Genomic DNA, 20965 nt, shown 5'->3' on the forward strand with positions numbered 1-20965 from the left:
CACTATGAGTTTGCCGGGGGAACGACGGATGCCGACTTGAAGGGCGTAAAAACGATGACCCATGTCAAGAATCTGGAAAGGGCAGTGTCTCTGGGCCGGTTCTCGTTGTGGGTGGGGCTGAGTTTTCTGGTGGCATTCGCGCTCGCTGTCGGCGTGGGCCTGGCCGCTACCCTCGCATGGCGGGGAACCTCGGAGGACTGGAGCCGATGGAGCGACGTTGGTCAGACCTTCGGCGCGCTGAGCTCGATCATCGCCATCCTGAGCCTGGCGGCGGTGGTGATCACCGCACGGATTCAGTTCCGCGAGCTGCAGGGGAGCGTAGCCGCCAATCTAAGTGCCATGCATCTGGAAATAATGCGAATGAGCGTCGACGACCTGGAACTGGCCGACGTCTGGCCGGCATACGCGGCGGGTTTGTCGGCGACGCAAAACCGTCAGTATCTCTATGCGAATATCATTTACCAGTTCCACTGGACTTCGCTGAAGCTGAACAAGGCCTCCGACGAAGATGTCGTCGCGAGCATGCGCTATCTCTTCACCAGTCCGATCATGCGTGGATATTGGACGGCCGGAAAGCACATCAGAGCTTCGCTCAACCCGGGCGGCCCGGAATATCTCTTCGCGGCCAAGCTGGACAACATATGCGCTGAGTACGACGACCCCGCGACCCCTGACGCCTAAGGCTGATACCGGTAGCCCATCCCCGGCTCGGTCAGCAGGTGCCTCGGGCGGGTCGGGTCGGGCTCCAGCTTCCTCCGCAGGCGGGCCATGTACTGCCTCAGGTAGTTCGTCTCCGTGCTGTACTGCGGGCCCCACACCTCGTGCAGCAGCTGCCGCTGGGTGATCAGCTTGCCCGGGTTGCGGAGCAGCTGCTCCAATAACTGCCACTCGGTCGGGGTGAGCCGCAGATCCGGGCTGATCGTGTGGTCGCTCAGGTCGATGCGGTAGTCGCCGATCGTGGCCAGGGCCGCGCCCGGGCCGTCCTGCGGGTGGGCGCGCCGGGTCACCGCGCGGATGCGGGCCAGCAGCTCGTCCACGCCGAAGGGCTTGGTCACGTAGTCGTCGGCGCCGGCGTCCAGGGCGTCGACCTTGTCGGTGCCCTCGGCGCGGCCGGAGAGCACGATGATCGGGATGCTGCTCCAGCCGCGCAGGCCGCGGATCACCTCGGCGCCGTCCATGTCGGGCAGGCCCAGGTCGAGCACCACCAGGTCCGGCGGGTGGGCGGCCGCGACGTGCAGGGCCTCGGTGCCGTCCGCCGCCACGTCGACCTCGTAGTGGCGGGCGCGCAGGTTGATGCGCAGGGCGCGCAGAATCTGCGGGTCGTCGTCGACGACGAGGATGCGGGTCATGAGGCCCCATCGAGGTCAGCGGAGGGATGGGCGCAGGGCAGCGAGACCACCATGGTGACGCCGCCACCGGGCGTGGGCTCAGGCAGCAGTGTGCCACCCATCGCCTCGGTCAGGCCCCGCGACAGCGCCAGCCCCAGCCCGACACCGTGATGGCAGTCGCGGTCGTCGAGCCGCTCGAACGGCTGGAACACCCGTTCCCGGTCGGCCGCCGGGATGCCCGGACCGTGATCGACGACCCGCACCCGCAGCATGTCGCCGTCGAGGCACGAGACCAGCGAAGGCGGCACGGTCGCCGGACTGTAGCGCAACGCGTTGGCCAGCAAGTTCACCAGGACCCGCACGAGCAGACCCGGATCCGCCCGTACGCCGCAGAGGCCGTCCGGCAACCGCACCACGACGCGCTGCTCGCCGACCTCGGTCAGCACCCGCGGCACGACGTCCTCGAGCCCCACGTCGACCAGGGTCATGCCCAGCGTGCCGGCCTGCAGGCGGCTCATGTCGAGCAGGTTCGCCACCAGCTCGGTCAGCCGGTTCAGCGACTCGTCCGCGGTGGCCAGCAGCTCGGCGCGGTCCTGCTCGTCGAGCGGGAGCCGCAGCCCGTCCACCGCCGTCTTCGCCGCGGCCAGCGGGGAGCGCAGGTCGTGCGACACGGCCGCGAGCAGGGCGCTGCGGACCCGGTCGCCCTCGGCGGCGACGGCCAGCCGCTGCTGGGTGAGCGCGTTGGCGGCCTGCGCGGCGAACGCCCGCACGATCCGTTCCTCGCCCGCGGCCAGCTGCCGGCCGCGTAACACCAGCATGCGGTCCTCGTCGGCGGGCACGCGCACGTCACCCTCGGCGGGGCTTTCGGCCACCGGTCCACCCACGGCCGCGGCCACCTTCCAACCCCCTTCCGGTACGCGTTCGAGCAGGCTCACGGAAGCGAGGCCGAGCGAGCCCCGTAACTGGTTCAGCAACGCGTCCAGCGGGTCGGCGCCGCCCAGCACCCCGCCGGCGACCTCGGCCAGGGTGTGCGCGTCGCGGCTCGCCTCGTCGGCCTGGCGGGTGCGGCGCGCGGCCAGGTCGACGATCCAGGAGACGCCGGTCGCCACGATCACGAAGACGACCAGGGCGAGCAGATTTTTGCGGGTGGCGATGTCGAACGAGCGTACGGGAGGGGTGAAAAGGTAGTTGAGCAGCAGGAACGAGCCCACCGCGGCGAGCAGCGCCGGGCCGAGACCGCCGGCCAGTGCCACGCCGACGACGACCGCGAGGTACAGCACGATCACGTCGGACAGGGCCATGCCGATCTCGTACGCCACGGCGCTGAGCACCGGTAACGCGGACAGGGCCAGCGCGTACCCGGCGACACGGCGTCGCCCGGACAGCGGCGGCCCGCCGATCATCAGTGTGGGCCGACGCTCGTGACCTGCACGACGGCGGTCCCGGCCTCGTCCGAGGCGGCCAGGTCGACGGTCGCGTCGATGCCCCAGTCGTGGTCGCCGTTCGGGTCCTCGAACACCTGCCGCACCGTCCAGACGGTCGCACCGGCGTCGATGTGCAGGAACGCGGGACCGCGCGCGGCCGGGCCGGTGCCGATCTCGTCGTACTCGTCGTAATACCGCTCCAGGGCGTCCTGCCAGGCGTCCGTGGTCCAGCCCGACTCGCCGTCCAGCTCGCCCAGGTCGTAGTAGCGGCGCAACGCGGCCAGCTCGACCCGGCGGAACATGGCGTTGCGCACGAGCACCCGGAACGCGCGGGTGTTGCGGGTGACCGCGGGCGGCTTGTCGTCGAGGCGTACCTCCTCGATCTCGGCCCCCGGGTTGCGCAAGCGCTCCCACTCGTCGAGCAGCGACGAGTCGACCTGCCGGACCAGCTCGCCCAGCCATTCGATCAGATCGGTCAATTCCTCGGTACGCGCGTCCTCCGGCACCGTCTGCCGCAGCGCCCGGTACGCGTCCGCGAGGTACCGCAGGACCAGGCCCTCGGAGCGGGACAGCCCGTAGAACGACACGTACTCGGTGAAGGTCATCGCCCGCTCGTACATGTCGCGGACCACGCTCTTGGGCTTCAGCTCGTAGTCGGCGACGTACGGATGGCCGCGCCGATAGGTCTCGTACGCGTTCTCCAGCAGCTCCAGCAGCGGACGAGGGTAGGTGACATCCTCGAGCAGCTCCATGCGCTGCTCGTACTCGATGCCCTCCGCCTTCATCGCATTGACCGCCTCGCCGCGAGCCTTCTGCCGCTGAGCGGAAAGTACCTGGCGCGGGTCCTCAAGAGTGGACTCGATGACGGACACCACATCCAGCGGATAGTCACCGGCGTCACGATCGAGCAGCTCCAGGCTGGCCAGCGCGAACGGGGACAGCGCCTGGTTCAGCGCAAAGTCGAGCTGGAGATCCTCGACCAGGCGATATGTACCTTGATCAGTGCGTTCGATCACACCGCCGGCGATCAGGGCCTTGGCGATCGCCACCGCCCGCCGGATGTGGCGGCGCTGCGCGGCCGGCTCCTCGTGGTTGTCGGTGAGCAGGTGCTTCATCGCCTGGAACGGATCGCCGCCGCGGGAGATCACGTTGAGCAGCATCGCGTGCGACACCTGGAACGACGAGGTCAGCGGCTCCGGGTCGGCGGCGACCAGGCGATCGAACGTGGGCTGGCCCCAGCCGATCGTGCCCTCCGGCGGCTTCTTGCGGACGACCTTGCGCCGCTTCTTCGGGTCGTCGCCGGCCTTCGCCAGGGCGCGCTCGTTGTCGATCACGTGCTCGGGCGCCTGCACGATGACGGTGCCGATCGTGTCGAACCCGGCCCGCCCGGCCCGGCCCGCGATCTGGTGGAACTCGCGCGCCTTGAGCAGCCGCGTCTTCACCCCGTCGTACTTCGACAGGCCGGTGAACAACACCGTACGGATGGGGACGTTGATGCCGACGCCCAGCGTGTCCGTACCGCAGATGACCTTGAGCAGGCCGGCCTGGGCGAGCGTCTCCACGAGACGGCGGTACTTCGGGAGCATGCCGGCGTGGTGGACGCCGATCCCGTGGCGTACGAGACGGGAAAGCTGGCGGCCGAAACCGGCGGTGAACCGGAAGTTCCCGATGGCCGCCGCGATCTTGTCCTTCTCCTCGCGGGTCGCCATGTTGATGCTCATCAGCGCCTGCGCGCGTTCCAGGGCGGCGGCCTGCGTGAAGTGCACGATGTAGACCGGCGCCTGGTGGGTGGTCAGCAGCTCCTCGATCGTCTCGTGCAGCGGGGTCATCGCGTACGAGAAAAGCAGCGGGACCGGGCGCTCGACGCTGGCCACCACCGCGGTGGGCCGGCCGGTGCGGCGGGTGAGATCGTCGACGAAGCGGGTGGTGTCGCCGAGGGTCGCGGACATCAGGATGAACTGCGCCTGCGGGAGCTCGATCAGCGGCACCTGCCACGCCCAGCCGCGGTCCAGCTCGGCGTAGAAGTGGAACTCGTCCATGACGACCTGGCCGACGTCGGCGTCCTTGCCCTCGCGCAACGCCAGGTTCGCCAGGACCTCGGCGGTGCAGCAGATGATCGGGGCGTCCGCGTTGACGCTGGCGTCGCCGGTGAGCATGCCGACGTTGTGCGCCCCGAAGATCGACACGAGCGAGAAGAACTTTTCGCTGACCAGGGCCTTGATCGGCGCGGTGTAGAAGGTGGTGCGGCCGTCGGCGAGCGCGGCGAAGTGCGCGCCGGTGGCGACCAGGCTCTTGCCCGAGCCGGTCGGGGTGTTGAGGATGACGTTCGCGCCGGTGGCGATCTCGATGAGCGCCTCCTCCTGGTGGGTGTACAGGGAGAGGCCCTGCTCGGTGGCCCACTTCTGGAAGGCGTCGAAGACGGAGTCGGGATCGTGATCTTTGGGCAGGCGGTCGGTCAGTGTCATGATGTGTCAACTATATGGATAGGGATCGTGGCCAGTTCGCCAGGCGCTGCCGCAGGGTTGCTATGTCGGCGGGGGTGAGCCCGTAGAGAGCGAACCGGGCGTCGTCCAGGCGATCCAGATAACGTCCGGCGTCGGCTATGTCTTCCGGGTCGAGGGCGGGGTCGGCCGTTCGTGCCAAGGCGAGGATCTGGGTCAAGGGGTAGCGCTCGAGGGCTGCTGCTACGTCTATGTAGTCGCGCACCTCACGGCGGTTTACCAGGGCGGCGACTTTGGTGGCTACCAGGTCGTCCAGGTGCATGACCGGGCCTACGTCCATGACTACCGGGGCACGTTGGCGGTCCAGGCGGCAGAGGGTGAGTCGGAGGGCGCGGTTGTCGGCTGCGACCAGAAATTCCTGGATATCTGCCGACATTCCGGCAAAAAGGTCGTCGCCTTCCTCGCGGACTACGCGGTAGCCGGCTTCGGTGAGTGCCGCGGTGACCTCGCCGGCGGCGGCTTGGACGCCGCCCGCGGTGTCGGTGAAGAGGTCGACGTCCTCGGTGGGGCGGTCGACGAGGCCGTTGACCAGCCAGGCGACGCCGCCGCCCAGGACGAAGCCGTGCTTGGTGGCGACGGTGAGCGCGATGCGGGCGACGTCCCGGAAGAGTTCGTCGGGGCTCACGACGGGGCGCCGGGGCGGGTGCGGGTCGGCATTCGGCAATTATTTATCCGCCGGGAGGGGCGGCGGCTCCGGGCCTCCGCTACCGATTCGGTGGGGCGGCGGCCGCGAGGTCGTCAGCCGCGAGACTTGTCAGGCGTGGCGGAGCTGGGGGCCTGCGTCGGCGCTTTCGAGGCCGGCGGCGGCCTGGTGGGCGGCGGCCAGGCGCAGGCGGGGGTGGCGCGCCTCCCAGGCGGCCCGCACCGCGCGGGGGAGGTTGAGCTGCGGCCACACCCGCACCAGGGTGGGCCCGTCCAGGTAGGCCCGGAGCTCCTCGACACGAATGGCCTCGCGCAGGACGTTCTCGTACATCCAGGCCAGCATCGTCGGCTCGGCCAGATCGAACGCGCGCTGCGGGCCCCACCACAGACGCAGCGGCAGCTCGACCAGCCCGCGGGTGGGGCCGGCGAGCTCGCCGAGAGTGCCCGCCACGAGCACGGGCCGGTGTGGCCGGGCAAGGTGGACGGCGTCAAGAGCGGCGCGCATGACGATCAGCGTAAACCGACATTCGCCCGCCTCCTTAATTCCTAGAATCCTAGGACGCCTCAGAGGGTGTGTCCGGGACACACCGGACGGTCCCGGATCAGTGGTGCTTGGCCAGGTGGTGGCAGATGAAATCGCGCCACAGGAGGACCGCGCTGTCCTTTGTGTCGGTGTGCGTGCCGGGGAAGGCGGCGAGCTGCTTGTCGGGGGAGCCGAGCAGGGCGAACAGCTCGAACTGGCCGTCGCGGGGAAACACCTCGTCGTCCCACTGGACGTGGAACAGCACGGGCGTGACCACGGCGCGGGCGTCGGCGGTCACGCGGGCGGCGGACTCCAGGCCGGGGTGCAGGTCCGGGCCCTGCCGCAGGCCGAACTTCCCGAGCACCGCGCCCCGCAACGTCGAGCCCATCGCGGCGGCCAGCGGCAGGCCGAAGCGGGTGGCCATGGACATGCCGAGGTAGCCGATCCGGTCGGCGTCGGCGATGCCCTCGCCGGTGAGGACGGTGATGGTCGCGCGCCAGTCGCGGGTCATCCGGTCCAGGACGCGCTCCACGCCGGCCTTCGCGATGCGTTCCTGGTAGTCCTCGGCGTAGCGGTCGCCGTGGTACGGGCCGTCGATCGCGACCGAGGCCAGGCCGGCGTGCGCGGCGAACCAGCGGGCCAGGCCGACGACGCGTTCGCTGCGTTTGTGGCCGCTGCCGCCGTGCCCGAGCAGGACGACCGGGCAGGGCAGCGCGGCCGGCGTGGGCATCCAGAGCACGCCGGGGATCGTGCGGTTCACCAGGAAGGTCCGCTCGACGACGCCCGCCGCGAGCCGGCGCTCACCCCACTGGATCGCGTCCGCCATCCGTCCATCGAAGCAGTCCGGCGCCGCCCTTGCCTATCCGTCCACGTGGATGAACTACAGCGCGATGCCGCCGAGCACCGCGATGAGGCATAGGCAGGCCAGCGGCGGCTGCACCCGCGGGCCCGGATGCCTGCCTCACCTATTCTCGCTCCACGAACGAACGTTCGTTTTTGCCAGCAAGCCGACGCTCCATCGCCGCACACCGCCGCGCGTTCGCCGAGGACGATCGCCTTGCTCGACGCTCCGACCGGAGGAGTCCATACATGCCGATTCGCCCCGTTCTGGCCGCTGCCATGTCCACGTCGGCTGAGTGCCCACGATCGGATTTTCGAGACCTTGGAGAGTTCGGGCTCGTATGTGGGCGTAACTCTCCAAGGTCTCGAAATCACCCGGCCAGCAGCCCGCCCAAAAGGGAACTAACCTGCACAAAACGAGTGTCCTATTCGGACAGACATCCCGGTATGTAGGCGTCCGCGACCGCATGATGAGAGCGCGGCCGGACGCGGATACCGCCCCGCCAGCTCACCCGTACGATTTCCGACAGCGTCGGCATGTATTAACAGCATTTGTCGGATATCGGCCCGCGCTGCTGTTAACAGGCGCTCCCCTTCGGATGTTGCCCGGCGACGACCACCTCCGGCATCCCGTGGCTCGCGCCGCACGGGGACCATCTTAATCCTAGAATCCTAGGACGCATTACGAACGGTGCGGCAAGCCGCACCAAGAACACAACGGACGGCTTCGCCGACGGACCAACTGCCCGAATCGATCACGCACCCGCCGCGGTGCTCGCCGAGGCACGGAGCGGGGCGGATGCGGTGGCAGGAGCCGGGCGGACGCGGCGGCGGAGCGGGGCGGCCCACGCCGTCACCTCGGCGGTCATGTCAAACCCTGTTCCCGTACGCGCACCAGCAGTTGATCTATTTTGGCGCGGTCCGGGGCGGTGGGCAGCCGAGTTTCCGCCGCGGCCAGGGCGAGCGAGGCCTGGAGCTCGGCGGCCCAGTCGGTGATCGACTCCCAGGATGCGGTGCCCTGACGGACCGCGAGCAGGCGGTCGCGGGCCGGGCCGACGTCGACCAGGACGGAGCCGGTGCGCAGCACGTGCACGCCGGCCATCAGCAGCCGGATCATGTGCATGGCCTGCTTGTGGTTCGTGTCGCCGGTTCGGGACCGCCGGGCGGAGACCTTTTTGAGCTGGTCCGAGGCGTACGCGCCGTAGGTCTGGAAAACCCGGCGGGACAGGAACGCCGAGCGGATCGCGAGCAGCGCCGAACCGGCCGGGGTGAGTTTTTCGACCAGCGGGGACCAGAGGACTTCGAGGACCGTCGGGTTGGCCTGCAGGGCGAGGGTGCAGAAGCGTTCGATCTCCCAGCTGAACTGCTCCGGCAGCGGCCCGTCGAGGTGGGTGGGCGGTTTGTCCAGGTGCCAGAACAGGGGTGTGGGTGCGGCGAACACGCCCCGCCGGTCATGGTCGGAGGTGGGTCCGTCGAGCCCGTAGGCCCGGGACCCGACCACGACCGACAGGATCGTGTGGTCGGCGACGAGGTCGGTCACAGGTCCAGGACGGTGGCGTCGATCTCGTCGGCTTCCTCGGTGCTGATCGTGAGGTTGCCGAGGGTGCCGAGGTTGTTCTCCAGCTGGGTGACGCTGCTGGCGCCGATGACCAGGCTGGTCATGCGCGGGTCGCGTAACGCCCAGGCGAGGGCCATCTGGGCGAGGCTCTGGCCGCGGCGCTTGGCGATGTCGTTGAGGGCGTTCAGCCGTTGCAGGGTGCGGGCGTCGAGGTCGTTCTCGCTGAGCGTGATGCTGGTGCGGGCACGCGAGTCGGCCGGGATGCCGCCGAGGTAGCGGTCGGTGAGCAGGCCCTGCGAGAGCGGGCTGAACGAGATGCAGCCGGCGCCGACCTCTTCGAGGGTGTCGAGCAGGTTGTCGTGCTCGGTCCAGCGGTTGAGGATCGAGTAGGACGGCTGGTGGATGAGCAGCGGGGTGCCGAGGTCGCGCAGGATGGCGGCGGCGCGGGCGGTCTGCTCGGCGTTGTAGTTGCTGACGCCGGCGTAGAGGGCGCGGCCGGAACGCACGGCCGTGTCGAGGGCGCCCATGGTCTCCTCGAGCGGGGTGTCCGGGTCGTAGCGGTGGCTGTAGAAGATGTCGACGTAGTCGAGGCCGAGCCGCTTGAGGGACTGGTCGAGCGAGGCGAGCAGGTTCTTGCGGGAGCCCCATTCGCCGTACGGGCCGGGCCACATGTCGTAGCCGGCCTTGGAGGAGATGACCAGTTCGTCGCGGTACGGGCGGAGGTCCTTCTCCATGATCAGGCCGAAGTTGGACTCGGCGGTGCCGTACGGCGGGCCGTAGTTGTTGGCCAGGTCGAAGTGGGTGACGCCGAGGTCGAAGGCGCGCCGGACGATCGCTCGCTGCGTTTCGAGGGGCCGGGTGGTGCCGAAGTTCTGCCACAGGCCGAGCGAGATGACGGGCAGTTTGAGCCCGCTGCGTCCGGAGCGGCGGTACGTCATGGTGTCGTAGCGATTGTTCGCGGGGGCGTATGTCACACGAACACCATAGGGTCATCGGTTCGTCAAATGATCGCTGGTACGTTTGGCGCAGCCACGCGGGAGAGTCCGCCCTGTCAAGGGGTGGCGCCGAAGGGGCAAATCCTCCCCGGAACCTCTCAGGCAAAAGGACCGCGTGGGCAGGCGACTCTGAAGTACCGCGAGGGTATGACAGAGGGGGAGGCCGCCCTGTCGACCTCTCCCCTGGGAGCCGCCATGACGTTCGCATCAAGGCATATCGGTCCGGACCCGGACGAGCAGACCCTCATGCTCAAGACCATCGGGTACGCGTCGCTGGACGCGCTGATGGATGCCGCGATTCCCGAGGTGATCCGTTGGCACGGGTCGCTGGATCTGCCGGATGCCGCCTCTGAGGAGGAGGCGATCGAGGAGCTGCGGGAGATCGCGGCGCAGAACACGGTGACCCGGTCGATGATCGGCCTGGGTTACTACGGCACGTTCACGCCGTCGGTGATCCGGCGCAACGTGCTGGAGAATCCGGCCTGGTACACGGCTTATACGCCGTATCAGCCGGAGATCTCGCAGGGCCGGCTGGAGGCGTTGCTGAACTTCCAGACGATGGTGACCGATCTGACGGGTCTGACCACGGCGAACGCGTCGATGCTCGATGAGGGCACGGCGGCGGCCGAGGCGATGACGCTGGCGCGGCGGGGTTCGAAGTCGCGGTCGGGCGTGTACGTGGTGGACGCGGACACGTTGCCGCAGACGTTGTCGGTGCTGCGGACCCGGGCCGAGCCGCTGGGCATCGAGCTGGTGCTGGTGGATCTGGACGCGGGTGCCGAGCTGCCGGAGGAGTTCTTCGGGCTGCATCTGCAATATCCGGGAGCTTCCGGAGCCGTACGGGATCATGAGTCGTTGATCGTGGCGGCGCACGCGAGGGGTGCGCTGGTGACGGTGGCCGCGGATCTGCTGGCGCTGACGTTGTTGCGGGCGCCGGGGGAGATCGGGGCGGACATCGCGGCGGGCACGACGCAGCGGTTCGGGGTGCCGTTGGGCTTCGGCGGGCCGCACGCGGGTTACATCGCGGTGCGGGCCGGGCTGGAGCGGCAGTTGCCGGGCCGGCTGGTGGGTGTGTCGAAGGACGCCGAGGGCGCGCCCGCGTACCGGCTGGCGTTGCAGACGCGTGAGCAGCACATTCGCCGGGAGAAGGCGACGAGCAACATTTGTACGGCGCAGGTGCTGCTCGCGGTGATGGCGAGCATGTACGCGGTGTATCACGGGCCGGAGGGGTTGAAGGCGATCGCGTCGCGGGTGCATCGCCGGGCGCTGACGATCTCGGGGAGCCTGCGTGCGGCGGGTGTCGAGGTGGCGCATGAGGCGATCTTCGACACGGTGACCGCGATCGTGCCGGGGCGGGCCGCGGAGATTGTCGCGACGGCCGCCGAGTCGGGCTATGACCTGCTGCTGGTGGGCGGGGACCGGGTGTCGATCTCGTGTGACGAGACGACGACGGTGGCGGACGTGGCGGCGGTGCTGGCGGTTTTCGACGCGCCGGTGGTTGCTTCGGCGGGCACGGTTTCGCTGCCTCGTACGTCGGAGTTCCTGACGCATCCGGTGTTCCGCACGCACCACTCCGAGACGTCGATGATGCGGTATCTGCGCCGGTTGTCCGACAAGGACTACGCGTTGGACCGGGGCATGATCCCGCTGGGTTCGTGCACGATGAAGCTGAACGCGGCCACCGAGATGGACGCGGTGACCTGGCCGGAGTTCGCGAGCATTCACCCGTACGCCCCGGCGGAGCGCGCGGCCGGCTACGAGCGGCTGGTGTCGCAGCTCGAGGCGTGGCTCGCGGAGATCACGGGGTACGACGCGGTGAGTGTGCAGCCGAACGCCGGGTCGCAGGGCGAGTTGTCCGGGCTGCTGGCGATTCGCGGCTATCACCTGGCGCGGGGCGACAACCACCGTGATGTGTGCCTGATCCCGTCGAGTGCGCACGGCACGAACGCGGCTTCGGCGGTGATGGCGGGTATGCGGGTGGTTGTCGTCGCGTGTGACGACAACGGCAACGTGGACCTGGGCGACCTGGACGCGAAGATCGACGCGCATGCCGGGAACCTGGCGGCGATCATGGTGACGTATCCGTCGACGCACGGCGTGTACGAGAAGTCGATCGCGGATCTGTGCGCGAAGGTGCACGACGCGGGCGGTCAGGTGTACGTGGACGGGGCGAACCTGAACGCGCTGGTCGGGTACGCGCGGCCGGGCCGGTTCGGGGCGGACGTGTCGCATCTGAACCTGCACAAGACGTTCTGCATCCCGCACGGCGGTGGCGGTCCCGGGGTCGGGCCGGTCGCGGTGCGCGCGCACCTGGCCGAGTTCCTGCCGGGTGACCCGCTGAGCGAGTCGTCGGGTGCGGTGTCGGCGGCGGCGCACGGGTCGGCGGGCATCCTGCCGATCTCGTGGGCGTACGTGCGGATGATGGGCCCGGACGGCCTGAAGGCGGCGACCGGGTCGGCGGTGCTGGCGGCGAACTATGTGGCGGCGCGGCTCAAGGACCACTTCCCGGTGCTGTACGCGGGTAACCAGGGTCTGGTGGCGCACGAGTGCATCCTCGACCTGCGGCCGCTGACGAAGGCGACCGGGGTGTCGGTGGACGACGTGGCGAAGCGGCTGATCGACTACGGGTTCCACGCGCCGACGATGTCGTTCCCGGTGGCCGGCACGCTGATGGTGGAGCCGACCGAGAGCGAGAACCTGGCCGAGCTGGACCGGTTCGTGGACGCGATGATCGCGATCAAGGGTGAGATCGACCAGGTCGCGGCGGGGGTGTGGCCGGCCGGCGACAACCCGTTGGCGAACGCGCCGCACACGGCTTCGGCGGTGTCGGCCGACGAGTGGGCGCACGCGTACCCGCGGTCGGTGGCGGCGTTCCCGAAGGGTGTGGATCGCGGGTCGAAGTACTGGTCGCCGGTGCGGCGCATCGACGGGGCGTACGGGGACCGGAATTTGGTCTGCTCGTGTCCGCCGCCGGAGGCGTTCGAGGACTGAGATCGCGGGCCGCCCCCGTTCCGCCGAGCGGGAGCGGCCCGCCCAGCCGGGGTGGCTGCCGGGGCAACGCGGGGGTGGGCGTTGTGCCCGGAGCGCCGGCGGCTGGGCGGGCGTCGGTTCGCACCGTGCGCGCGGGTGGACGGGGGTTCGCGCGGACCGGGGCGGGGGCGGCGGTGTCCGGAACTGGTGGGGCGCGGCCTGCCGGCGTACCCGAACGGGGGTTTCGGGGTGTGCGGTGGCGGCGCCCGCCGCGAGTCGTCGTTGCTCGCGGAGATGGCGGGCCGTCGGAGCGGCGTCCTAGGTCAGGGGGAGGGCTCGACGGTGAGCGAGAAAAGAGTCGGTTCGCTACTCTGCGTGACCGATCGGCCGGCGTGCACCGGCCGCGGGGCCGGTGCTTGCACGTCAGGCCGCGAGGGCGTGGGGAGCCGGTCCGCGGTGCGGTTCGATCATCGAGCCGTCGGGAAGGATCTCACCCGTGTCCTCGAAGGTGATCACGCCGTTGCAGAGAAGGCTCCAACCCTGCTCGGGGTGCGCCGCGACGATGCGCGCGGCCTCGCGATCGGTGTCGTCCGCTGCGGGACATGGGGTTTGGTGCTGGCACATCGGGGGTCTCCGGTGGGGGCTGTGTGATGATTCACAACTACGGTGATGGACGTTACCTCAAACCGAACGAGGACGGATTGAGGCGGTGACGGCGCCGGAGTTGCGAGAATCCTCGGTTTGTATGGTCCACGGAACAACGTCGCTCGGCCACCTTCATTCACGTCGGATTGACGTACCGCCGGGGTCTCCGGCGTCCTGCCAGGGCCGTCACCGTGCGTCAGCGATATTCAGTTGGTTCGCGGGTGCGGGAGGTGACCCTGCTGAGCTTGTCTCCGGGTTCCTCGCGGGCAACGGACTGGACGTGCGAAATATTGGCCGAACGGTTACCCAGGTTCATCCGTCCGGCGATGGCACCCTCTGCGGCGCGGCACTGTATGTGTCCGCGGCAGCCGGTTGTGTGATGGCCGGCGCGGATCCGGGGCGGCCGTCGCCGGTTCCGGGGGTGCCCGATGTGTACGCCGTCGTCTACGAACACGCTGAATCGCCGGATGTTCGTGACACGCCCGGAGAGACTTACCTCGTGCCGGGAGCGTCCGGGACAAATCGGATGCCGGCTTCCTGGACCCTCGGGCCGTGGACGTCGTCCTGGAGTCCGGCCGAGCATGCCGCCGCCGTTCAGGCGGTGCGGGAGGCGATCGGGCGCGGTGACGTCTATCAGACCAACGTCGTGGGGCACCTCATCGCGCCGTACACGGGTGATCCCTGGCCGGCGCTGCGCCGGGTCGCGGCGTTGCCCGGCGCCCGCTACGGCGGCGTTCTGGGCGGCGACGGCTGGGCGCTCGCCACCGCGACCCCGGAGACCCTGGTCGAGGTGCGCGACGGCCGGGTGATCACCCGGCCGATCAAGGGGACCCGGCCGGCGACCGCGTCCGGGCGCCGGGAGCTGCTCGCCTCCCGCAAGGAACGTGCCGAGCACGTGATGATCGTCGATCTGGAACGCAACGACCTGGCCCGGCTGCCGGGCGTCGGGCCGGTGCGGGTCGACGAGCTTTTCGCCGTACGCCGGTGGGTCGATCTGTGGCAGGCCGAATCCGTCGTGTCCGCGCCGATCACCGGCCGTCTCGGCCTCGCGGACCTGCTCCGGGCCGTGTGCCCGGGCGGGTCGGTCACCGGCGCGCCGAAGCTTGCCGCGCTGGCCGAGATCGCCCGGCTGGAACCGGTCGGCCGCGGCGTCAGCATGGGCGCGCTGGGCTGGATCGGCACCGGCCATCTGGACCTGGGCCTGAGCATCCGGACCGTGGCGGTCGACGGGCAGCGGGTGCACGCCTGGGCCGGCGGCGGCATCACCTGGGACAGCGACCCGGACGCCGAGGTGGCGGAGGCGGCGGCCAAAGCGGCGCCCATCCGCGCGGCGCTGCAGTCCGGCTGAGAATTGTCGTACCCCGATGGCAGGGTGACCCCATGCCATCAACCCAGTACTACACCGCCACCACCATCGACGGCTTCATCGCCGACGAGCACAACTCGCTGGACTGGCTGTTCGAGGTGGAGGGCGAGGAGGGCGAGGGGCCGCCGTTCGCCGCGTTCTTCGCCGGCATCGGCGCGTTCGCGATGGGCGCGACCACCTACGAGTGGATCCTCGACCACGACAAGTTACTCGAGAACCCGGCCAAGTGGCACGAGTATTACGGCGACGTCCCGGCCTGGGTGTTCACGCATCGCTCGCTGCCGCCGATCCCGGGGGTGAACCTGACGTTCGTGCGCGGTGACGTGCGCCCGGTGCACGAGGCGATGACCGCGGCCGCCGCCGGCAAGAACATCTGGCTGGTCGGCGGCGGCGCCCTCGTCGGGGCGTTCGCCGACGAGGGGCTGCTCGACGAGGTGATCCTCGGTGTCGCCCCGGTGACCCTCGGTGCCGGTGCGCCGGTGCTGCCGCGGCGCCTGAGCTCGAAACGCCTGCGTCTGACCAACGTGGAGCGGCTTTCCCAGTTCGCCTACCTGACGTACTCGGTGGACGCCCGCGCGTGACGGGTCCGGCCGAGGCTGCGTTGAAAGGGGGTGCGATGACGTGTCACCGGCCGGTGCCGCCGGCACGTCTTAGTGGGTAAAGGCGGGAAGAGGTCGTGGTGACGGAAGAGCTGCGGGCGTTGCTGCGGTCCGAGCTCGACGCTGAGCGCCCGCCCCCGATCGGCGACATCGTCGGCGCCGCGATGGCCGCCGGCCGCCGTGCCCGGCGCGTGCGGCGTCAGCGCCGGGTCGCTCTCGGTGCGGGCTTGGTGGCGGTGCTGGTCCTCGCCGGGCTCCTTCTGCGTGACGAGGCAACCCCGTCGCGTGCGCATGTGCCGGTGGTCGCGGACGGCACCGGCATCGATCCTCACGTATCGATGCCGTCGTTGTCTCCCGAAACTGTGCCGATGATGACTTCGGCCCCCACCGGCTCGCCCCGTGAGCGTACGGTGACGAGCCACGACGGCACGGCGCGTGCCGGGGGAGAGCAGAAGAAAGCGACATCCGCTGCCATGCTTCAGCTTCTGACAGAGCTCGTACGGCCCGCGAAGACCGGCGAGTACGGGGTTTCCGCAGGTGACGACCTGAGTGTTCGGTTGTTTGTGGACTCCGGTGCCGGCGCCGGCATGCTCGCCGTGACGGTCGGCCGGGGCGGCGCGGGCACGCTCACCGTCGATGTGGCGCACACGCCGGGTGACTGTTCGCGGACGACGACTGTGACGGCCGATCGGCCCGACGGGGTGCGGGTGCGGTTGGACATCGCGTCCTGTCCGGCCGGGGGCGCCCTCACCGCCGGGCAGGGTGTCGCCGTCGTGTCCGACCCGCGCTGGGGCTTCACGATGGACGCGGGGCTCGTCGATGCCGGGGCGCGCCGCTTCCCGGTCGTGCCGGTGGCCGGCCGATGACCGGGGACGTGCTGGCGCCGATGACCGAGGACGAGGAGTTCGCGGAGTTCGCGAACGCGCACGCCGAGCGGCTGCGCACCACCGCCTTCATGCTGTGCCGGGACTGGCACCTCGCGCAGGACCTGACCCAGACGGCGCTGACCAAGTTGTTCCTGTCGTGGCGGCGGGCGGTGCTGGCGGACAACCTCACGGCGTACGCGCAGAAGATTTTGTTGCGCACCTTCCTGGACCACCGCAGACGCCGGTCGTCGAGCGAGACCGTGCACGCGGTGCTGCACGAACCGGCGTACCGGGAAAGCCCGGAGCTGCGGCTGACCATGCTCGACGCGCTGGGGCGGCTGCCGGCCCGGGACCGGGCGATCATCATCCTGCGCTATTTCGAGGACCTGAGTGTGGAGCAGGTGGCGGACGCGCTCGAAGTGCCGGCCGGTGTGGTGAAGAGCCAGACGCGGCGGTCGCTGGTCAAGTTGCGGGAGTTGCTGGCCGCCGACCAGCTGACCCTGTTCGCCGTCTGACCCTGTGTGCCGCCGCGGCGGTAACGGCCCGGTAGCCTTCGGGGCATGACAGTTCGGCCCATCCGGATCTTCGGTGACCCTGTCCTGCGCACCGAGGCCGACCCGGTGACCACCTTCGACGCGGAGCTGCGTGCCCTGGTCACCGACCTGGAGGACACGGTCCGCGAGCCCGGCCGCGCCGGTGTCGCCGCCCCGCAGATCGGGGTCAGCCTGCGCGTGTTCTCCTACAACGTGGCCGACGAGGTCGGTCACATGGTCAACCCGGTGCTCTCCGGCTTCGAGGGCGAGCAGGACGACGAGGAGGGCTGCCTGTCGCTGCCCGACCTCGCGTACCCGACGAAGCGCGCCCTGTCGGTGACCGCCACCGGGTTCGACATGCACGGCGAGCCGCTGGTCATCCACGGCACCGGCTTCCTCGCGCGGGCGCTGCAGCATGAGGCCGACCACCTCGACGGCCGCCTCTACATCGACACCCTCACCGGCGACGTGCGCCGGCAGGCGCTGCGGGAGTTGCGCCGCGTGCATCCAGCCCCGCGGGGATGATCCGCAGTGCGGCAGGTGTGGGGGTGACGTCGGTCGCGTCCGGCTACGCATTGATGACGCGCGGTGCTCCCCGCGCCGCATAGATCGCGCCGGGAGTATCCGGCGTCGAGGGGACGACCACGCCGAGCTGATCGGCGAACGCGTCCGCGCCGGCCGGGGTGACCCGCACCGCCCGGCCGGTGCCGATGCGCCCGATCCAGCCCGCGTCGAACGCGTGCCGGCAGATCGCCGCGCCGAGCACGCCGCCCAGGTGCGGGCGCCGCTCGGTCCAGTCCAGGCAGTCGCGCAGCAGCGGCCGCCGGGTGGTCGTGGCGAGCTCGATGCCGACGTTGCCGAGCAGGGCGCGTCCCTCGCCGGTCAGCGTCAGCCCGGAGCGCCGGTCGATGGCACCGGTCGCGGCGAGGGCGTCGGCGACGGCCACCCCGAGCGTGCCGGCCAGGTGGTCGTAGCAGGTGCGTGCCGCGGCGAGGTTACGCATCCGGTGCGCGGCCGCCATCGACCGGAGCGGCGCGTGACCGGGCGCGACCTGCGACGAGACCGACTCCAGCAGCGCGGCGACCTCCGGGCCGGCCAGGCTCAGGTAGCGGTGCCGGCCCTGCCGGTGCTCGGCGGCCAGCCCGCCGTTGACGAGACGGTCCGCGTGCTCGCTGGCCGTCGGCATCGCCACGCCGGCGTGCCGGGCCAGCTCCCCGACGGTCCAGGCACGGTTGTCGAGCAGCGCCAGGCACATCGCGGCCCGGCTGCGGTCGGCGAGCAGCGCCGCCCACGCGGCGAGTCCTTCAGCGTCGTCCATCAGCCGATGATGCCGCCCCGACAGTTCGGCCCGCACCGAACATCCGCCGCCCGCCACGCCTGCCTTGCGGAATCCGGCCGGGAAGGCCGTCTGCGCAGCGCGCCTGCGAGGCCCGACGGCGGGCTGCCGAGTAAGGGCCGCCCAAGCGTCGTCGCGGCCGCCCGGGTTGGGAGACCGCCGGGGTGCGGGCAGGCTGGGGGGTTCTCGCGGCGCGTGCCGTTGGCGGAATCCGCGCGAAGGCCGTTTGCGGGCCGACACGTCCCTGGCGGATATCGAATTCGGCGACTCCACGGCCGTCAACGCGCCCGGAGCAACTGGACCAGCAAGTCATAAGCGAGCCGGTGGGCGTAGCGGTCAGCAGCGGTCGCGGGCCGACCGGTGCTGGGTCGTGCCCGATTGCGGTAGTCGCGGAACAGTGCCCGTCGCGCGCGCGGTCGGCGCCGTTCACGGGGTCGCGAGATGCTGCGCCGTCGCCTGCGGATCACTGAGGCGCGCCGGCAGCTCGCCGCAGGGTCGGTCGCGCGGTCGCGGGGTGACACAGCCGACCACCGCTTGGTTGCGTACTGCGGCCGGCCCACCCTCGCATATCCGATATTTCCGGAGACGGGTCGGATCCGCTGGGCCGCTGGACAGCTGGGCCGCTGGGCGCGGCGTGCGGCTGCGCGGCGTGCCCATTCCGTGGGACGGGCGACCGCCTGCTGAGACCCGCGTCCACGTTATGGGCCCGCCGTCCGCGATGTGAGATCGACGTCCATTGTAGAGGATGGTTTTACCATGTAATGGGCCTTTTGCCCGGCGCGATTTTCAGGCCGCATGTGAACCTTGGAGAGTTGTGGCTCGTATGTGGGCGCAAGTATCCAAGGTTCACAAAAAGTCCATGATGCGGCCGCGGTGTTCCACATAGTGGACGGTCCGGCCACGAGCGATCGTCACGCGACCAGGACGATTTCGCGCCTGCGGCGAGGACGATTTCGAGGCCGCAGCCAGGTGGCCTTAGCCAGGTTGGCCGCAGACCCCACATCGCGGGAGATCGATGATGATTGCGTTAATTGTCCGCCTTGCGAGCGGGCCGGCGCGCCCGCCACGCCGCGGGGGCCCCCGTGCCGCGGCCGGTGATGGTCGAATGGGGGCATGAGCGGTGACGAGGACGCCCGGCGGCTGGCCCACGCGTCGCTGGACGCGGGGGACGCGACCGGCTGGTTCGAGCGGCTTTATGCGGAGGCGGGGGACGGCCGGGCCGAGGTGCCGTGGGATCGACCGGACGCGGCGGAGAGCCTGCGCGGCGCGGACCTTGCGGCCGGGGCGGGGCGGGCGGCGCTGGTGGTGGGGTGCGGTCCGGGACGCGACGCCGAGTTCCTGGCCGGGCTGGGGTACGCGACGACGGCGTTCGACATCTCGGACACGGCGATCCGGCTGGCCCGCGAGCGGCATCCGGACACCCGCGTGGACTATCACGTGGCCGACCTGTTCGACCCGCCTCCGCAGTGGCGGCGAAGCTTCGATCTGGTGGTGGAGAGCAACAACGTGCAGGCGCTGCCGCGGGAGCTGCGGGCGCGGGCGATCTCGGCCGTACGGGATTTCGTCGCGCCGGGCGGGACGCTGCTGGTGCTGGCGTTCGCGTCGGCGACCGCTGACGACGACGGGCCGCCGTGGCCGCTGACCCGCGCCGAGGTCGATTCCGTTGCCGGGGACGGGGTTCGAGGCGTACGGGTGGAGGAATTTGGATCGCGGTGGCGGGCCTGGTTCGTCAGAGAATCATGAACTCGGGCGGGTCGTGGCGCAGGAACTCGTGGTGGGAGATGTCCCAGCCGTAGGCGCCGGTCCGGGCGAACAACAGGATGTCCCCGGCCCGCAGCCGGTCCACGTGCTGGCCGCGGGTGAGCACGTCACGGGGCGTGCACAGCTCACCGACCGCGTCGACCTCGGTGTCGGTCACCGACGGGCGCGGCCACGGATGCGGCCAGTCGTCGACCGGCACGACCGTGAACGGGTGGCTGTAACCCCAGGCGGCGGGCAGGCGGAAATGGTGGGTGCCGCCGCGCAGCACCGCGAACGTACGCCCGTGCGTGGTCTTCAGGTCGATCACCTCGGCGGCGTACCAGCCGGCGTCGGCGGCCAGGAACCGGCCCGGCTCGAAGATCAGCTCGACGCCGTCGGGCACCTCGATGTCGCGTAGCGGCGACAGGTCGATGGACGCGCCGGTGACGTAGTCGACGCCGAACCCGCCGCCGACGTTGACCACCCGCAGGTCGACGCCGTGGGCGGCGGCGGTGCGGGCCGACCAGTCGAGGCAGTCACGGACGAACGCGGCGTGGGCGGCACCGTCCAGATTGTTCGACACGGCGTGCAGGTGGAAGCCGATCACGTGCACCCCGGGCACGGCCAGCGCGTCGCCGAGCTGGGTTTCGTCGATGCCGAACGGTGTCGGGGTGCCGGTCATCGTGTGGCTGCCGTGCAGCGCGGTGCCGGCTCGGTTGACGCGCAGCACCACGTCCGGGTGGTCGCCGAGGGCGGCGATGCGGCGTAGTTCGTGCACGCTCTCCACGTTGATCAGCATGCCGGTGTCCAGTGCCGCGGCCAGCTCGGCGTCGGTCTTGGCGGGGCCGGCGAACACGATCCGTTTCGCGCCGGCCGCTCGTGCCAGCGCGAGCTCCCCGCCGGACGCGATCTCCAGACCGTCGCACACCTCGGCCAGCGCCCCGAGTACCGCCGGATTGCCGTTGGCCTTCACGGCGTACAGGAGAACGGCGGAAGGGGGCAGACTTGCCCGCACCTCGGCGGTCCGCGCGCGCAGTGCGGCGGTGTCGTAGACGTAAGCGCACACCGGCCGTCGCAGCGTGCCCCACGCGATGTGCTC

General features: G+C 70.3%; 19 protein-coding genes and 1 riboswitch. Of the genes, 8 read left to right on the forward strand and 11 right to left on the reverse strand.

The annotated features are described in order from the left end of the window. Nucleotides 1–36 precede the first annotated feature (36 nt). Nucleotides 37–681, forward strand: a complete 645-nt coding sequence (locus tag HH310_RS34390) for a DUF6082 family protein (protein WP_169179898.1) — start codon at nucleotides 37–39, stop codon at nucleotides 679–681. Here HH310_RS34390 and HH310_RS34395 read toward each other — a convergent pair. From HH310_RS34395 to mgrA, 8 genes are all read right to left on the reverse strand, one after another. Beyond that, complete coding sequence (locus HH310_RS34395) at nucleotides 678–1349, reverse strand: response regulator (protein ID WP_169179899.1); 672 nt, start codon at nucleotides 1347–1349, stop codon at nucleotides 678–680. The genes HH310_RS34390 and HH310_RS34395 overlap by 4 nt on opposite strands. Then, on the reverse strand, nucleotides 1346–2731 hold the full coding sequence (locus HH310_RS34400) for a DUF4118 domain-containing protein (protein ID WP_169179900.1): 1386 nt from the start codon (nucleotides 2729–2731) through the stop codon (nucleotides 1346–1348). The genes HH310_RS34395 and HH310_RS34400 overlap by 4 nt, the downstream gene beginning before the upstream one ends. Then, nucleotides 2731–5217 (reverse strand): RNA helicase, encoded by a 2487-nt coding sequence (locus tag HH310_RS34405; protein WP_169179901.1) that lies wholly within the window; start codon nucleotides 5215–5217, stop codon nucleotides 2731–2733. The genes HH310_RS34400 and HH310_RS34405 overlap by 1 nt, the downstream gene beginning before the upstream one ends. 10 nt (nucleotides 5218–5227) lie before the next feature. Then, nucleotides 5228–5878, reverse strand: coding sequence for a nucleotidyl transferase AbiEii/AbiGii toxin family protein (locus HH310_RS34410; protein ID WP_312034515.1), 651 nt, complete (start codon nucleotides 5876–5878; stop codon nucleotides 5228–5230). A 129-nt stretch (nucleotides 5879–6007) separates the two neighbouring features. After that, a complete protein-coding gene (locus tag HH310_RS34415) occupies nucleotides 6008–6400 on the reverse strand; it encodes a hypothetical protein (RefSeq protein WP_169179902.1) in 393 nt (130 codons plus the stop codon). 97 nt (nucleotides 6401–6497) lie between these two features. After that, nucleotides 6498–7244, reverse strand: coding sequence for an alpha/beta hydrolase (locus tag HH310_RS34420; protein ID WP_169179903.1), 747 nt, complete (start codon nucleotides 7242–7244; stop codon nucleotides 6498–6500). Between the two features lie 879 nt (nucleotides 7245–8123). Beyond that, nucleotides 8124–8798, reverse strand: coding sequence for a DNA polymerase beta superfamily protein (locus tag HH310_RS34425; RefSeq protein ID WP_169179904.1), 675 nt, complete (start codon nucleotides 8796–8798; stop codon nucleotides 8124–8126). Then, the gene (gene mgrA, locus HH310_RS34430) at nucleotides 8795–9790 is read right to left on the reverse strand and encodes an L-glyceraldehyde 3-phosphate reductase (RefSeq protein ID WP_169179905.1); all 996 of its coding nucleotides are present in this window, start codon (nucleotides 9788–9790) and stop codon (nucleotides 8795–8797) included. Before mgrA ends, HH310_RS34425 begins: the two co-directional genes overlap by 4 nt. Nucleotides 9791–9840: 50 nt before the next feature. After that, a riboswitch (glycine riboswitch) is annotated at nucleotides 9841–9935 on the forward strand. A gap of 71 nt (nucleotides 9936–10006) precedes the next feature. Here mgrA and gcvP point away from each other — a divergent pair. Continuing rightward, entirely contained in the window at nucleotides 10007–12802 is a 2796-nt protein-coding gene (gene gcvP, locus HH310_RS34435; RefSeq protein WP_248294702.1) for an aminomethyl-transferring glycine dehydrogenase, read from the forward strand. Nucleotides 12803–13204: 402 nt separating this feature from the next. Here gcvP and HH310_RS34440 read toward each other — a convergent pair whose 3' ends face one another. Beyond that, entirely contained in the window at nucleotides 13205–13405 is a 201-nt protein-coding gene (locus HH310_RS34440) for a DUF5999 family protein (protein ID WP_169179907.1), read from the reverse strand. A 121-nt stretch (nucleotides 13406–13526) separates the two neighbouring features. On the opposite strand from HH310_RS34440, the gene HH310_RS34445 reads away from it, so the two are divergent. The 5 genes from HH310_RS34445 (at nucleotide 13527) to HH310_RS34465 (ending at nucleotide 17315) form a co-directional block, all read left to right on the forward strand. Continuing rightward, nucleotides 13527–14774, forward strand: a complete 1248-nt coding sequence (locus HH310_RS34445) for a chorismate-binding protein (RefSeq protein ID WP_169179908.1) — start codon at nucleotides 13527–13529, stop codon at nucleotides 14772–14774. A 32-nt stretch (nucleotides 14775–14806) separates the two neighbouring features. Next, nucleotides 14807–15373 (forward strand): dihydrofolate reductase family protein, encoded by a 567-nt coding sequence (locus HH310_RS34450; protein ID WP_169179909.1) that lies wholly within the window; start codon nucleotides 14807–14809, stop codon nucleotides 15371–15373. Nucleotides 15374–15471: 98 nt separating this feature from the next. Then, nucleotides 15472–16257 (forward strand): hypothetical protein, encoded by a 786-nt coding sequence (locus HH310_RS34455; protein ID WP_169179910.1) that lies wholly within the window; start codon nucleotides 15472–15474, stop codon nucleotides 16255–16257. Continuing rightward, complete coding sequence (locus HH310_RS34460; RefSeq protein ID WP_248294703.1) at nucleotides 16254–16772, forward strand: SigE family RNA polymerase sigma factor; 519 nt, start codon at nucleotides 16254–16256, stop codon at nucleotides 16770–16772. The genes HH310_RS34455 and HH310_RS34460 overlap by 4 nt, the downstream gene beginning before the upstream one ends. A gap of 45 nt (nucleotides 16773–16817) precedes the next feature. After that, nucleotides 16818–17315, forward strand: a complete 498-nt coding sequence (locus HH310_RS34465) for a peptide deformylase (protein ID WP_169179911.1) — start codon at nucleotides 16818–16820, stop codon at nucleotides 17313–17315. A gap of 43 nt (nucleotides 17316–17358) precedes the next feature. On the opposite strand, the gene HH310_RS34470 is transcribed toward HH310_RS34465, so the two are convergent. Next, complete coding sequence (locus tag HH310_RS34470; protein ID WP_169179912.1) at nucleotides 17359–18108, reverse strand: helix-turn-helix transcriptional regulator; 750 nt, start codon at nucleotides 18106–18108, stop codon at nucleotides 17359–17361. A 1131-nt stretch (nucleotides 18109–19239) separates the two neighbouring features. On the opposite strand from HH310_RS34470, the gene HH310_RS34475 reads away from it, so the two are divergent. Further along, a complete protein-coding gene (locus HH310_RS34475) occupies nucleotides 19240–19869 on the forward strand; it encodes a bifunctional 2-polyprenyl-6-hydroxyphenol methylase/3-demethylubiquinol 3-O-methyltransferase UbiG (protein WP_169179913.1) in 630 nt (209 codons plus the stop codon). On the opposite strand, the gene HH310_RS34480 is transcribed toward HH310_RS34475, so the two are convergent. Continuing rightward, nucleotides 19856–20959, reverse strand: a complete 1104-nt coding sequence (locus HH310_RS34480) for an alanine racemase (RefSeq protein ID WP_169179926.1) — start codon at nucleotides 20957–20959, stop codon at nucleotides 19856–19858. The two genes, HH310_RS34475 and HH310_RS34480, sit on opposite strands and share 14 nt — an antisense overlap. Nucleotides 20960–20965: the final 6 nt, after the last annotated feature.

Origin of the sequence: Actinoplanes sp. TBRC 11911, from assembly GCF_012933445.1 — a bacterium.
GTDB lineage: Bacteria > Actinomycetota > Actinomycetes > Mycobacteriales > Micromonosporaceae > Actinoplanes.

Bases quoted from the DNA above. Each gene is read 5' to 3' on its own strand.
- HH310_RS34475 (WP_169179913.1), top strand. From the start codon at position 19,240: ATGAGCGGTGACGAGGACGCCCGGCGGCTGGCCCACGCGTCGCTGGAC.
- HH310_RS34420 (WP_169179903.1), bottom strand. From the start codon at position 7,244: ATGGCGGACGCGATCCAGTGGGGTGAGCGCCGGCTCGCGGCGGGCGTC.
- HH310_RS34440 (WP_169179907.1), bottom strand. From the start codon at position 13,405: ATGTGCCAGCACCAAACCCCATGTCCCGCAGCGGACGACACCGATCGC.
- HH310_RS34400 (WP_169179900.1), bottom strand. From the start codon at position 2,731: ATGATCGGCGGGCCGCCGCTGTCCGGGCGACGCCGTGTCGCCGGGTAC.
- HH310_RS34445 (WP_169179908.1), top strand. From the start codon at position 13,527: ATGGTCCACGGAACAACGTCGCTCGGCCACCTTCATTCACGTCGGATT.
- HH310_RS34395 (WP_169179899.1), bottom strand. From the start codon at position 1,349: ATGACCCGCATCCTCGTCGTCGACGACGACCCGCAGATTCTGCGCGCC.
- HH310_RS34405 (WP_169179901.1), bottom strand. From the start codon at position 5,217: ATGACACTGACCGACCGCCTGCCCAAAGATCACGATCCCGACTCCGTC.
- HH310_RS34415 (WP_169179902.1), bottom strand. From the start codon at position 6,400: ATGCGCGCCGCTCTTGACGCCGTCCACCTTGCCCGGCCACACCGGCCC.
- HH310_RS34460 (WP_248294703.1), top strand. From the start codon at position 16,254: ATGACCGGGGACGTGCTGGCGCCGATGACCGAGGACGAGGAGTTCGCG.
- HH310_RS34470 (WP_169179912.1), bottom strand. From the start codon at position 18,108: ATGGACGACGCTGAAGGACTCGCCGCGTGGGCGGCGCTGCTCGCCGAC.
- gcvP (WP_248294702.1), top strand. From the start codon at position 10,007: ATGACGTTCGCATCAAGGCATATCGGTCCGGACCCGGACGAGCAGACC.
- HH310_RS34450 (WP_169179909.1), top strand. From the start codon at position 14,807: ATGCCATCAACCCAGTACTACACCGCCACCACCATCGACGGCTTCATC.
- HH310_RS34465 (WP_169179911.1), top strand. From the start codon at position 16,818: ATGACAGTTCGGCCCATCCGGATCTTCGGTGACCCTGTCCTGCGCACC.